The 12,549-nt window shown below is 72.5% G+C and carries 11 protein-coding genes; 5 read left to right on the plus strand and 6 right to left on the minus strand.

Annotated elements, in window-relative coordinates; translation table 11 throughout:
* The first annotated feature begins 54 nt into the window (after positions 1-54).
* A complete protein-coding gene (locus ACWCPY_RS03695; protein ID WP_072483357.1) occupies positions 55-285 on the plus strand; it encodes a hypothetical protein in 231 nt (76 codons plus the stop codon).
* Positions 286-331: 46 nt separating this feature from the next.
* Here ACWCPY_RS03695 and ACWCPY_RS03700 read toward each other — a convergent pair whose 3' ends face one another.
* Both ACWCPY_RS03700 and ACWCPY_RS03705 read right to left on the minus strand, forming a co-directional pair.
* Positions 332-1,633 (minus strand): MFS transporter, encoded by a 1,302-nt coding sequence (locus ACWCPY_RS03700; protein ID WP_451262682.1) that lies wholly within the window; start codon positions 1,631-1,633, stop codon positions 332-334.
* A gap of 69 nt (positions 1,634-1,702) precedes the next feature.
* Positions 1,703-2,305, minus strand: coding sequence for a hypothetical protein (locus ACWCPY_RS03705; RefSeq protein WP_451262683.1), 603 nt, complete (start codon positions 2,303-2,305; stop codon positions 1,703-1,705).
* A gap of 131 nt (positions 2,306-2,436) precedes the next feature.
* Between ACWCPY_RS03705 and npdG the strand changes: the two genes are divergently transcribed.
* Both npdG and ACWCPY_RS03715 read left to right on the plus strand, forming a co-directional pair.
* Positions 2,437-3,147, plus strand: coding sequence for an NADPH-dependent F420 reductase (gene npdG / locus ACWCPY_RS03710; RefSeq protein ID WP_451262684.1), 711 nt, complete (start codon positions 2,437-2,439; stop codon positions 3,145-3,147).
* A gap of 123 nt (positions 3,148-3,270) precedes the next feature.
* Complete coding sequence (locus tag ACWCPY_RS03715) at positions 3,271-3,444, plus strand: hypothetical protein (RefSeq protein ID WP_451262685.1); 174 nt, start codon at positions 3,271-3,273, stop codon at positions 3,442-3,444.
* A gap of 13 nt (positions 3,445-3,457) precedes the next feature.
* Here the strand turns inward: ACWCPY_RS03715 and ACWCPY_RS03720 are convergent, their stop codons facing one another.
* A complete protein-coding gene (locus ACWCPY_RS03720) occupies positions 3,458-4,264 on the minus strand; it encodes a site-2 protease family protein (protein WP_451262686.1) in 807 nt (268 codons plus the stop codon).
* A gap of 202 nt (positions 4,265-4,466) precedes the next feature.
* Between ACWCPY_RS03720 and ACWCPY_RS03725 the strand changes: the two genes are divergently transcribed.
* On the plus strand, positions 4,467-7,766 hold the full coding sequence (locus ACWCPY_RS03725; RefSeq protein WP_451262687.1) for a BTAD domain-containing putative transcriptional regulator: 3,300 nt from the start codon (positions 4,467-4,469) through the stop codon (positions 7,764-7,766).
* Between the two features lie 9 nt (positions 7,767-7,775).
* On the opposite strand, the gene ACWCPY_RS03730 is transcribed toward ACWCPY_RS03725, so the two are convergent.
* The 3 genes from ACWCPY_RS03730 to panB form a co-directional block, all read right to left on the minus strand.
* Positions 7,776-8,630 carry an ABC transporter permease gene (locus tag ACWCPY_RS03730; protein WP_451262688.1) on the minus strand — a complete coding sequence of 285 codons (855 nt, stop codon included), beginning with the start codon at positions 8,628-8,630 and terminating at the stop codon, positions 7,776-7,778.
* Positions 8,627-9,649, minus strand: coding sequence for an ATP-binding cassette domain-containing protein (locus ACWCPY_RS03735; protein WP_451262689.1), 1,023 nt, complete (start codon positions 9,647-9,649; stop codon positions 8,627-8,629). The genes ACWCPY_RS03730 and ACWCPY_RS03735 overlap by 4 nt, the downstream gene beginning before the upstream one ends.
* Positions 9,650-9,820: 171 nt before the next feature.
* A complete protein-coding gene (panB, locus tag ACWCPY_RS03740) occupies positions 9,821-10,708 on the minus strand; it encodes a 3-methyl-2-oxobutanoate hydroxymethyltransferase (RefSeq protein ID WP_329816148.1) in 888 nt (295 codons plus the stop codon).
* A gap of 193 nt (positions 10,709-10,901) precedes the next feature.
* On the opposite strand from panB, the gene ACWCPY_RS03745 reads away from it, so the two are divergent.
* Positions 10,902-12,518 carry an MFS transporter gene (locus ACWCPY_RS03745; RefSeq protein WP_451262690.1) on the plus strand — a complete coding sequence of 539 codons (1,617 nt, stop codon included), beginning with the start codon at positions 10,902-10,904 and terminating at the stop codon, positions 12,516-12,518.
* The last annotated feature ends 31 nt before the right edge of the window (positions 12,519-12,549 follow it).

Genomic DNA, 12,549 nt, shown 5'->3' on the forward strand with positions numbered 1-12,549 from the left:
GCGAGTCTAACCAGCGCGCTTGGGGCAGCATGGCCCCGAGGGAAGGAGCCGCTGATGGCCCTGTTCAAGAAGCGCACGGTCGGCAAGCCGGGCGAGTGGTACTACTGCCTGGAGCATCACAAGGTCGAGGAGGGCCCCGAGTGCCCGGCCAAGGACCGTTTCGGGCCGTACACCTCCCGCGAGGAGGCCCAGCACGCCATGGACACCGCACGGGAGCGGAACCTGGAGTGGGAGAACGACCCCAAGTGGCACGACGGGGGCACACCGCGCGACCCGGAGGCCTGACCGGGGCCACGGGCCCCCGGGCCCCCGCCTCCCGGGGGCCCGTACCTCAGGCCGCGGACGGGCTGGACTCCCTGGCCTCCCGCCTGCGCAGCGCGTCCTCGTCCGTCTCGGAGTCGTAGGTGAGCAGCTTCGGGAGCGCTGCCGCGAGCAGCGCGACCGAGGCCACGCACGCCACGCCACCGCTCCAGACCGCCGCCCGGGTCCCCGTCCAGCCCGCCATCGCACCGGCCCGCACCTGACCCAGCTGCGGGCCGACGCTGTACGAGAGCACCTCGATGCCCGCCAGCCGGCCCCGCAGCTCCTCAGGGATCGTCTGGTTCCAGATCGTGGAGCGGCCCAGACCGCTGAGCATGTCGCCCGCGCCCGCCACCGCCAGGCAGACCAGCACCACCCACACATTGCCGAACCACCCGGCCGCCGCGATCGCCAGCCCCCAGACCGCGGCCCCGGACACCACGAACAGCCCGTGCCGCCGCACCCGCGACGTCCAGCCGCTGGTCAGCCCCAGCACCAGCGAGCCGACCGAGCCCGCGGCGTACATCAGGCCCAGCGACCAGTCGGCGTCCAGGTCGTCCGCCAGGAACGGGAAGATCGCGTTCGGGAAGGCGAAGAACATCGCGGCCATGTCGACCGCGTACGTCCCCAGCAGCACCGGCCGGCTCCAGGCGTACTTCGCGCCCTCCACGATGCCGCGCAGCGACGGCTTGGCGCTGTCCCGGGCGGGCGGCGCGGGTGCCAGACGCAGGCACAGCAGCACGGAGACGGCGAAGGTGGCCACCGTTACCGCGTACGCCGTGGCGTGCCCGGCGTACGCGACCACCAGCCCCGCCACCGCCGGGCCGGTGATCGCGCCGAACTGCCAGCGCAGCGAGTTCAGCGCGGCGGCCGCGGTCTGCTGCTCGTGCGGGACGATCCGGGCCATCAGGGAGTCCAGCGCGGGTCGCTGGAGCCCGGAGAGCGCGGAGACCCCGGCCGCCACCACATAGAGCGGCCAGAGCATCGGGTCGGGCATCGCCGCGTTGACCAGGAGCACCAGGGCGAGCAGCCCCAGCCCCGCCTCGGTGGCCAGGATCACCCTGCGGCGGTCCACGGCGTCCGCGAGCGCCCCGCCGTACAGGCCGAAGACCACCAGCGGCACCAGCTCGACCGCGCCCATCACGCCGACGGCCAGCGGCGAACCCGTCAGCTCCTTGATCTGGAGCGGCAGCGCGATCATCGCCATGAAGCTGCCGAAGTACGTCACCAGGCCCTGGATCCACAGCAGCCGGAAGTCGGCGGAGGAGCGCAGGGGCGAGAGATCGGGCAGCAGGGCGGCCAGCCGGGCGGCCGGGGACGGGGCAGAAGTCACGGAAGGCCATGCTCCGGCGCCGCGGGGCCCGTCGCAACGGAATTTCCGCGGCGGGCCGGCCCCGGGCCGTCACCAGCGGGCAGGGGGCGGAGCCGTCAGCCGGTCGGCGAGCCGGGACAGCCGGTCCCGGAAGCCGCGGCGGCCGCGCGGCGCGGGGGCACTGTTCTCCCCGGCCGCCGCGCTCACCAGATGCTGCACGGTGTCCAGGTCCACGTCGTCGTCGCCGCTCACCGCGAGCGTCTCGTGGGCCAGCCCGCGCACCTCCGGGTCGCCGTCGTTCAGCGAGAGCACCGTGGCCCCGGCGCGCCGCGCGTCGTGCACCCGCTCCAGCAGCCCCGCACCGGGCCGCTCCGGGGCCACCAGCAGCAGCGTCTCGCCCCGCCCGGCCGCCTCGATCCTGCCCAGACCGACGGCCAGATGCGCGGGGCAGCCCGGCTCCACCCGGTGGCGTACCAGGGTGGGGGCCAGTTCCGGCAGCCCCGACCAGGTGGACTCGTCGACCAGATGGGCCGCCAGGTGCCACGGCTCGTACGCCGCCGTCCCCACCAGCAGCAGACCGCCGCCGTGCGGGACGACACAGGACCTCAGCGCCCCGGCGAACCGCCGGGTCGCGGCGGGCCACTCGGTCCCGGCGAGCACTTCACGGAGCAGGGCCACGCGTACGGCATCCATGGCCCGGCATCATGCCCGAGAGCCACCGCCCGGCACCGGGGAACGGCTGCGGACCAGCCGAACGGGGAACCGGGGTCTTTCGTCCGGATCACGCCCGGTCCCGCTCCGTGGCGGGCAGTAATGTCGGAGCCATGACTACGAATGGCAGTGACAGCGCGGCCAAGCCTCCCGCCAAGGACCCCTGGGACCTTCCCGACGTCTCCGGGCTGACCGTCGGCGTGCTCGGAGGCACCGGGCCCCAGGGGCGCGGCCTCGCCTACCGGTTCGCCCGCGCCGGGCAGCAGGTGATCATCGGCTCCAGGGCCGCCGACCGTGCGAAGAGCGCCGCCGAGGAGCTCGGCCACGGCGTGGAGGGCGCGGACAACGCGGAGTGCGCCCGCCGCAGCGACATCGTGATCGTCGCCGTGCCGTGGGACGGCCACGCCAAGACCCTGGAGTCGCTGCGGGACGAACTCGCGGGCAAGCTCGTCGTCGACTGCGTCAACCCGCTCGGCTTCGACAAGAAGGGCGCCTACGCGCTGAAGCCCGAGGAGGGCAGCGCCGCCGAGCAGGCCGCCGCCCTGCTCCCGGAGTCACGGGTCACCGCCGCCTTCCACCACCTCTCGGCGGTGCTGCTGCAGGACGGGAGCATCGAGGAGATCGACACCGATGTGCTGGTGCTGGGCGAGGCCCGCGCCGACACCGACCTCGTACAGGCGCTGGCGGGCCGGATCCCCGGCATGCGCGGCATCTTCGCCGGGCGGCTGCGCAACGCGCACCAGGTCGAGTCGCTGGTCGCCAACCTGATCTCCGTCAACCGCCGCTACAAGGCGCACGCCGGGCTCCGTACCACCGACGTCTGAGCCGGACCGGCCCCACCGGTGTCCGGGCCGGTCCCGCCCGCGGACCCACCCTGCGACGAGCGAAAAGGGGCATGGGGGACACTGGACGGGACCGCGCACCACCCCCGACAGGAGCCGCCCGCCATGCCCCGACTCGCTCTCTACGCCATCGCCGTCTGTGTCCTGGCGGTCGTCGCGGCCGTGATCTCGTTCGCCCGGGGCAGCCTGCTCGGGATCGTCTGGGTGCTGCTGGCCGGGCTCTCGTCCAACATGGCGTGGTTCTACCTGCGACGGCAGCGGGCGCGGACCGCCGAATGAGGCGGGGCGGCTCCTACGGTCCGACCGCGCAGAGCGGATACTCCTCGTTCCAGTTCTCCCAGAACCGGTAGGCGGCGCGGCCGCACTCCGTCTCCAGGCCGCTCACGCCCAGCGAGTCCAGCACGCCGTGGACCAGGTCGAAGAAGACATGGTTGATCCCCGGGATCCACAGCACGGCGAACACCGCGAGCAGTCCGAACTGCGCGAACGGCGCCACCTGGTGCCGGATCCGGTACGACAGCCAGGGCTCGATCACCCCGTACCCGTCCAGCCCGGGGACCGGCAGGGAGTTCAGGATCGCCGCGGTGACCTGGAGCAGGGCCAGGAACGCCAGCGCGTACCGGAACTCCCTCGGGACGCCGTCCAGCGCGTGCAGCCAGAACGGCGCCGTGCACACCAGCGCGAACAGCACATTCGTCAGCGGGCCCGCCGCCGAGATCAGACTGTGCCTCCAGCGCCCCCGGATCCGCCCCCGCTCGATGAAGACGGCGCCGCCGGGCAGCCCGATCCCGCCCATGATCACGAACAGCACCGGCAGCACGATGCTGAGCAGGGCGTGCGTGTAAGCGAGCGGATTGAGGGTGAGGTACCCCTTCGCACCGACCGAGATGTCCCCGCTGTGCAGTGCGGTACGGGCATGCGCGTACTCGTGGAGGCAGAGCGAGACCACCCAGGCAGCCGTGACGAAGACGAAGGCCGCGAGACCGTACGGGTATCCGGTACTCGTCCACACCGCCCAGCCCGACACCGCCGCCACGGCGACGATCCCGAGGAAGACCGGGCTGATCCGCCGGTCGCTGCGGGCTGCTGCGCTGGTCATCGGCGAACTCCTGACAGGCGGCCGGAAAGGGGACGGAGCGGAGGGCGAGCCCGACCGTACCGCCGACACGTCACAAACGTCTCGCGCCGGGGCGGTGGTTCCGGAAAGGGTGGGGGCATGACGAGCGATCCCGGAACACGGCGCACAGGGGTGCGACCGGACATGTGTGCCCATCCCGGTCCCGGTCACGGAGAATAGGCCGGTGCGCTACTGCATTCTCGGAACGGCCCGGGCACTCCGCGACGACGGCACGGCCGTCGCCCTCGGCGGGGCGCGGCTGCGCGCCCTGCTCACCGTCCTCGCGCTGCGCCCCGGACGCACCGTCCCCGCCGCCGTGCTCGTCGACGAGGTGTGGGACGGCGAGCCGCCCGCCGACGCGGTGGGCGCCCTGCAGGCGCTCGTCGGCCGGCTCCGGCGCGCCGTCGGCCACGACGCGGTGATCTCCGCGGACAGCGGCTACCGGCTGGCCGCCGAGCCGGACGCCGTCGACCTCCACCGCTTCGAACGGCTCGCCGGGGAGGGCGCGCGGGCGCTGGAGGAGGGCGACGCGACGAAGGCCGAGGCCGTGCTCGACGACGCTCTCGGCCTGTGGGGCGGGCCGGTCCTGGCCGATCTGCCCGACCGCGACGCCGTCGCGGCCCGCTGGGAGGCCCGGCGTCTGGACGCCCGCCGCAACAGGCTCCGCGCGGCCCTCGCGCTCGGCCGCGCGGACGAGGTCCTGCCCGAACTGGTGGCCCTGTGCGCCGAGCACCCCATCGACGAACCCCTCCAGGCGCTGCGGCTTCGGGCCCTGCGCGACGCCGGGCGCACGGCACAGGCCCTGGCCGCCTACGACGAGGTCCGCACCGTGCTCGCCGACCGCCTCGGCACCGACCCCGGCCCCGAACTGCGCTCGCTCCACGCCGAACTGCTCCGTCAGGACCCGCCCCGCCCACCCGCACCACCGGCCCGCACCGGGCCCCCCGCCGCACGGCAGGGCAACCTCCGGGCCCGGCTCACCAGCTTCGTCGGGCGCGAGGGCGACATCGACACCCTGCGCGAGGACCTCGCGCACGCCCGTCTCGTCACCCTCCTGGGCCCCGGCGGCGCGGGCAAGACCCGGCTCTCCCAGGAGGCCGCCGAATCCGTCGCGCCCGCCTGGCCGGACGGCGTCTGGCTGGCCGAACTCGCCCCCGTCGACGACCCCGATGCGGTGCCGGAGGCCGTACTGACCGCGCTCGGCGCCCGCGAGACCGTGCTGCGCGGCGCCGGAGCCGAGGAGCTCAGGGTCGCCGAGGGAAACGTGAACGACCCCCTCGCACGCCTCACCGAGCACTGCTCCCGGCGCCGCATGCTGCTGCTCCTGGACAACTGCGAACACCTCGTCGGGGCCGCCGCCGCGCTCGCCGACCACCTGCTCGCGCACTGCCCGCACCTCACCGTGCTCGCCACCAGCCGCGAACCCCTCGGCGTGCCGGGCGAGTTCGTCCGCCCCGTCGAACCGCTGCCCGACCCGATGGCGCTGCGCCTGTTCGCCGAACGCGGCGCCGCCGCCCGGCCGGGCTTCCGGACCGACGCGGACGAGGAGACCGCGGCCGCCTCGGCGGAGATCTGCCGCCGCCTCGACGGACTGCCGCTCGCCATCGAACTCGCCGCCGCCCGGCTGCGGATGCTCGGCCCGCGCCAGATCGCCGACCGGCTCGACGACCGGTTCCGCCTGCTCACCAGCGGAGCCCGCACCGTACTGCCCCGCCAGCAGACCCTGCGTGCCGTCGTCGACTGGTCCTGGGACCTGCTCGACGAACCCGAACGCGCCGTGCTGCGCCGGCTCTCCGTCTTCGCGGGCGGCTGCACCCTGACCGCGGCCGAGGCGGTCTGCGCGGACGGGCCGCAGGGCGCGCGCGAGGTCGCCGGGCTGCTCGGCTCCCTCGTCGACAAATCGCTCGTCGTCGCCGCGCCCGCCGAGGACGGCGAGATGCGCTACCGGCTGCTGGAGACCGTCGGCGAGTACACCTCCGCCCGGCTCGACGAGGCGGCGGAACGCGGCCCCGTGGTCCGGCGCCACCTGGTGTTCTTCCGGGAGCTGGTCCGCACCACGGAGCCCCGGCTCCGCGGCGCCGGACAGCGGTCCGCCGTCGAACTCCTCCAGCGCGAGTACGAGAACATCCGCACCGCCCTGCGAAGCGCCGTCGCCGCCCGCGACGAGCAGGAGGCGCTCTGCATGGTGCTCTCGCTGTGCTGGTACTGGCAGATGCGCGATCTGAGCAGCGACGCGCTGCACTGGGCCGACGCCGCCGCGGCGCTGGGCCCCGACCCCTTCGCCCCGCCCGCCGAACCCGCGCCCTCCATCCACGAACGCTGCACCGACGCACCGCCGCCCATGGGGCCCGAGCTGCTCCAGGAGGCACGCCGCCAGGCGGGCCTGATCCGGCTGGTCAGCATGGACCACGCCGCCGAGAGGTGGACCGACGAGGCGAGCATGGCCCGGCTGCGGGTCATCGCGGACACCTACCGGGCCGGCCAGCCGCAGACCTGCCGGGTCCCGGCATCGCTCTGGTTCTTCGCGGTCATGCTCGTCGGGGAGACCGGGAGGCTGCGCGAGCTGCTGGACGAAACGGTCCGCGCCTGCCGGGAGTTCGGCTACGAATGGGAGCTCGCCGCGGCCCTCCAGATGCGGGCCAACGTGCTGGCCAACCGGCCCGAGTGGGCGGGCGACGCGCGCACGGACGCCGACGAGAGTCTGGAGCTCTTCAGCCGGATCCGTGACGACTGGGGCGTCGCCGAATCGCTCTCGGCACGGGGCGAGGCCCATGAACGCCGGGGCGAGTACGCGCGCGCGGCCGAGGACTTCCGGGTCTCCATCGGCCACGCGGAGAAGCTGGGCGCACCCTCCCAGGTGGCGGTCCTGCGCACCCGGTACGCGGCCGTGCTCACCGAGATGGACCGCGGCGCCGAGGGCGAGGCGATCCTGCGCGAGGTGATCGCCGGGCGGCACGACACGAGGTCCATCGCCCGACTCCATCTCGCCATGTGGCTGGGGCGCACCGGCCGCACCGGCGAGGCGCGCGAGCAACTGGCCGTGCTGCGCGGCGAGTTCCACTCCGAGACCGTGGCGATCTTCGAAGGGGTCGTGCTGGGCGCGATGGCCTGGCTGGACAACCAGGACGGGCTGTACGCGCAGGCCCTGCCCGGGGGACTGGTGGCGCTGGAGCGGTCCCACGACCGGCTGTCGCAGTTGGTGGCGCCGCAGATGTCCGTCATCAGTCTCGTCTCCGTCGCCCGTTCACTGGCCGGCATCGGCGGCGAGCGGCGGGCCACCACCGCGGCCCGGCTGCTGGGGGCGGGCCGGGAACTGCTGCCCCGGGGCCACGTACCGACGTCGATGGAGCGGGACGACTGGGCCAGGGCGGAGGAACTGGCCGTCGCCGTGCTCGGCCGGGACGCCTACCGGAGCGCGTACACCGAGGGCGGCGGCCTCTCCCTGGAGGAGGCCACCGCCCTCGTGGACGCGTACCGGGAATGACCCCGCCGGTCAGGACTTCTTGCGGAACCTGGAGACCGCGAGCGGCGCCATCACCGCGGTGATGGCCACGGTCCAGCCGAGCGTCACCAGGACCGAGTGGGCGAGCGGGCCGCCCATCATCAGGGCGCGTGCTGCGTCGGCCAGGTTGGACAGCGGGTTGTAGTCGGTGAACGTCTGGAGCCAGCCGGGCATCGTCTTCGTCGGGGCGAAGATCGAGGAGCCGAACTGGAGCGGCATCAGCACCAGCATCCCCATTCCCTGAACCGCCTGGGCCGTCTTCATGGTCAGTCCGAGCAGGATGAAGATCCACATGATGGCGGCGCCGAACGCGGCCGACAGCGCGATCGCCCCGATCAGTCCGAGCACCGACTCCTGGAGCTCCATGCCGAGCGCGAAGCCCATGGCCAGCAGGATGAGGGTGGCGACCATCATCCGGCCCAGCTCGACCACGATCTTCGCGATGAGCACCGAGGAACGGGCGATCGGCATCGTCCGGAACCGGTCCATGACGCCCTTGCGGAAGTCGTCGTTGACGCCGGAGCCGACCGCCATGGCGATGTTCATGCCCATCATCGCCATCAGCCCGGGGATCAGGTAGTTCAGATACTCCTGCCGGCCGCCGCCCATGCTGCCGCCGACCGATCCGCCGAAGACGTACACGAACAGCAGCGTGAAGATGATCGGCATCAGGAGCGCGTCGAACATCGACTCCGGATCCTTCTTGATCTGGAGCATGTTGCGCCGCACCAGCGCGCCGATGTGGCGCAGATTGTTGCGCAGCCCTATCCGGCCCTCGTCGTGGACCGTCCTCGCCCGGGCGGACCCGGCGGGCGTGGGCGTGGGTGTCAGAGTCGCCGTGCTCATGCCGCGACCTCCTCGGGGATCGTGTCGGCGGCGGAAGCGGACTTCTCGCCGGTGATGGCCAGGAAGACCTCGTCCAGGCTGGGCAGCGCGGTGGCGACGTGCGCCAGCGGGAAGCCCCGGGCGCCGAGCAGGCCTATGACGGCGGTCAGCTGCTCGTCGCTGAGGATCGGTACGTACAGCAGTCCCTCGTCCGGGACGGCCTGCGCACCCGAGACCCCGTCGAGGCCCGCCTCGCGGATCGCCTGCGCCATCGCGGGCAGCTGCGCCGGGTCCGAGGGCCGGATCTGCAGGGTGCGGCCGCCGACCTTCGCCTTCAGCTCGTCGACCCCGCCGCGGGCGATGATCTTCCCCTTGTCGATGACGGTCAGCTCGCTGGCGAGCTGCTCGGCCTCTTCCATGTACTGGGTGGTGAGCAGCACGGTCGCCCCCTCCGCGACCATCCGCTGCACCTCGTCCCAGACCTCGTTGCGGGTCCGGGGGTCGAGCCCCGTCGTCGGCTCGTCCAGGTACAGCACGGCCGGGCTGCCGATCATCGAGGCGGCCAGGTCGAGCCGGCGCCGCATGCCGCCGGAGTAGTCCATCGCGGCCTTCCGGGCCGCTTCGGTGAGCGAGAACCGCTCCAGCAGCTCATCGGCCCGGGACCGGGCGGTCTTTCGGGGCAGATCGAGCAGCCGCCCGATCATGTAGAGGTTCTCCCAGCCGGAGAGCTTCTCGTCGACCGAGGCGTACTGCCCGGTCAGGCCGATGGTGCGGCGCAGCTGCCGGGGCTGCTTCACCACGTCGTAGCCCGCCACGGTGGCGTGTCCGGCGTCGGGAACGATCAGGGTGGACAGGCAGCGTACGAGCGTGGTCTTGCCTGCTCCGTTGGGACCGAGGACACCGAGCACGGTGCCTTCGCGGACATCGAGGTCCACGCCGTCCAGAGCCTTGGTCGAGCCGTAGTGCTTGACCAGCCCCCGGACCTCCACGGCGTTCGGGCCGCTCCTGGGGTTCTTGTCGATTCGCGTCATGTCCACCATGGGACCAGCCGCCACCGACAACCCGCCGACAGCGGGCCGACAGCCCGCCGATGGGGGATGTCGGCGGGCTGTCGGTGGTGCGGGCAGTGGTTCAGGCGGAACGAACCGGCGGGACCGGTGGAACTGGGGTCTCTCGTTTGGATCATGCCGGGCTGATCCAAACGAAAGACCCTAGTGGAAGGTGTGCTCGGCGGCCGGGAAGGCGCCGCCGACGACCTCTTCCGCGAACTCCTTCGCCGCGTCGCCCAGTACCTGGCGCAGGTTCGCGTACTGCTTGGTGAAGCGCGGCACCTTGCCGCCGGTCAGCCCGACCATGTCGGTGTAGACCAGCACCTGGGCATCGGTGTCGGGACCGGCGCCGATGCCGACGGTCGGGATGTGCAGGGTGCGGGTGACCTCGGCGGCCAGTTCGGCCGGTACGAGCTCCAGGACGACGGCGAACGCGCCCGCGTCCTGCACGGCCTTGGCGTCGCGCAGCATCTGCTGGGCGGCCTCCTCGCCGCGGCCCTGCACCCGGTAGCCCATCGCGTTGACGGACTGCGGGGTCAGGCCGATGTGGGCCATGACCGGGATACCGGCGTCGACCAGCAGCCTGATCTGCTCGTGGCTGCGCTCGCCGCCCTCCAGCTTGACCGCGCCGACACCGGACTCCTTGATCAGCCGGGTGGCGTTGCGCAGGGCCTGGACGGGGCCCTCCTGGTACGCCCCGAAGGGCAGGTCGGCGACGATCAGGGCACGCCTGGTGCCCCGCACGACGGCGGCCGAGAGGATCGCGATCTCGTCCATCGTGACGGGCACGGTGGTCTCGTAGCCGAGATGGCAGTTGCCCATGGAGTCGCCGACGAGCATGACCGGGATCCCGGCCTCGTCGAAGACGGACGCGGTCATCGCGTCGTAGGCGGTGAGCATGGGCCACTTCTCGCCGCGCTCGGTGGCGGCGGCGATGTCATGGATGGAGATACGGCGGGTGCTCTTGCCTCCGTACAGCGCCTTGCTGCTGTCGGCGGGGGCTCCCGCGGGGGATGGTGCGGACTGATTCCGCGCAGCCTGAAGCGACATTGCGAACGGCTCCTTCATCATCTCGAGGCGCCCTGACGGCGTCCCCGGATCGCTTCCATGGTGGCATCCCGCAGCGGTCCACGGGAAGTGGGTCCGCACACGCCCGTGCGGGCATGGCCGGAAGGCGACTCCGAATGGTCATGTGTTTGCAATACGAGACGGTTCCGTATCGAAATCGGATAAGCTCCTTGCCATGTCGATGCCGTCCGGTGCTCGCGCTGCCGTGCCCCAGATCCCGGAGGCGGTCCACCGCCGCCGCTGGGCGATCCTGGTCGTCCTGATGTTCAGCCTGCTCATCGTCGTGCTGGACAACTCGATCCTGAACGTCGCGGTCAAGACCATCGCCAGCCCCGCACCCACGGGCCTCGGGGCCACCCAGAGCGAGCTGGAGTGGGCGATCAACGCCTACACGCTCGTGTTCGCCGGATTCCTGTTCACCGCGGGCCTGCTCGGCGACCGCATCGGCCGCAAGAAGGTGCTGCTCTTCGGCATCCTGCTGTTCGGCGTCGGCTCCGCGCTGGCCGCCATGTCCGGCTCGCCCGCCCAGCTGATCACCTGGCGTGCCCTGATGGGCTTCGGCGCCGCGTTCGTCATGCCGGCCACCCTCGCGGTCCTGATGAACGTCTTCGAGCGCGAGGAACAGCCCAGGGCCATCGGCATATGGGCGGGCAGCGTCGGCGTGGCCATCGCGATCGGCCCGATCACCGGCGGGCTGCTGCTCGAACACTTCTGGTGGGGCTCGATCTTCCTGGTCAATGTGCCGGTGGTGGCCGTGGCGCTGACCGCGATGGTGCTGCTGGTCCCGGACTCCAAGGACCCGAACCCGGGCCGGACCGACCCGTTCGGCGTCGGGCTCTCCATCGTCGGCCTGGTGCTGCTGGTGTACGGCATCATCCGCGGCGGCCAGCTCGCCGACTTCACCGACCCCGTCGTGCTGCTGTCGAGCCTCGGCGGCCTGCTCGTCCTGGCCTGGTTCGTCTGGCACGAGAAGCGCAGCAGTCACCCGGCCATCGACATCGCGTACTTCAGGGAGCCGTCGTTCGCCGCGGCCGTCGCCGCCATAGCGCTGGTCTTCTTCGCGCTGATGGGGGTGACCTTCTTCTCCGCCTTCTACATGCAGAGCGTGCGCGGCTGGACCGCGCTGCAGGCGGGGCTGATGCTCCTGCCGCTGGCGGCCGCCCAGATGATCTTCGCGCCGCGGGCCCGGCTGCTCGTCGACCGCTTCGGCGCCCGGGCCACCTGCACCGGCGGCATGCTGCTGGTCGCGCTCGGACTGGCCTCGTTCACGCTGTTCGACGGCACCACGCCGGTCTGGGTGCTGTGCCTGCTCTTCTTCGTCCAGGGCACGGGCATGGCCCATGTGATGACGCCGGTCACCGTCTCGGTGATGCAGGCGCTGCCCCGCGAGAAGGCCGGTTCCGGATCGGCCGTCAACAACACCTTCCGGCAGGTCGGCGGGGCGCTCGGGGTCGCCGTGCTCGGCTCGGTGCTCTCCACCGTCTACCGGGGCGACATCGAGGGGCACCTCGGCGCGGTCCCGGCCGGCGCCAGACAGGCGGCGGGGGAGTCGATCGAGGCGACGCTCGGCATCGCCGACAAGCTGGGCCCGGCGGGCGCCCCGCTGATCGTCTCGGCGAACGACGCGTTCCTGAAGGCCATGCACGTCACCGCCGCCGGTTCCGCGAGCGTCGCCCTGGTGGGCACGCTCGTCGTCGCGCTGTTCCTGCCGGGGAAGCCGCCCGCCGGACCGGGGGCCGGCGGATCGGACGAGGGCGACCGTTCGGTGCGTGCGGCGGGGGCGGGCCGGTGAGACCGGTGGCCCGGAAGTACTGAGGAGTGGA

It is taken from the genome of Streptomyces sp. NPDC002403, assembly GCF_053593015.1.

What these genes read in the sequence shown, in the direction of transcription:
- ACWCPY_RS03735 (WP_451262689.1), bottom strand. Translation starts at nt 9,649, where the DNA reads ATGGTGGACATGACGCGAATCGACAAGAACCCCAGGAGCGGCCCGAAC.
- npdG (WP_451262684.1), top strand. Translation starts at nt 2,437, where the DNA reads ATGACTACGAATGGCAGTGACAGCGCGGCCAAGCCTCCCGCCAAGGAC.
- ACWCPY_RS03715 (WP_451262685.1), top strand. Translation starts at nt 3,271, where the DNA reads ATGCCCCGACTCGCTCTCTACGCCATCGCCGTCTGTGTCCTGGCGGTC.
- panB (WP_329816148.1), bottom strand. Translation starts at nt 10,708, where the DNA reads ATGTCGCTTCAGGCTGCGCGGAATCAGTCCGCACCATCCCCCGCGGGA.
- ACWCPY_RS03695 (WP_072483357.1), top strand. Translation starts at nt 55, where the DNA reads ATGGCCCTGTTCAAGAAGCGCACGGTCGGCAAGCCGGGCGAGTGGTAC.
- ACWCPY_RS03705 (WP_451262683.1), bottom strand. Translation starts at nt 2,305, where the DNA reads ATGGATGCCGTACGCGTGGCCCTGCTCCGTGAAGTGCTCGCCGGGACC.
- ACWCPY_RS03745 (WP_451262690.1), top strand. Translation starts at nt 10,902, where the DNA reads ATGTCGATGCCGTCCGGTGCTCGCGCTGCCGTGCCCCAGATCCCGGAG.
- ACWCPY_RS03730 (WP_451262688.1), bottom strand. Translation starts at nt 8,630, where the DNA reads ATGAGCACGGCGACTCTGACACCCACGCCCACGCCCGCCGGGTCCGCC.
- ACWCPY_RS03720 (WP_451262686.1), bottom strand. Translation starts at nt 4,264, where the DNA reads ATGACCAGCGCAGCAGCCCGCAGCGACCGGCGGATCAGCCCGGTCTTC.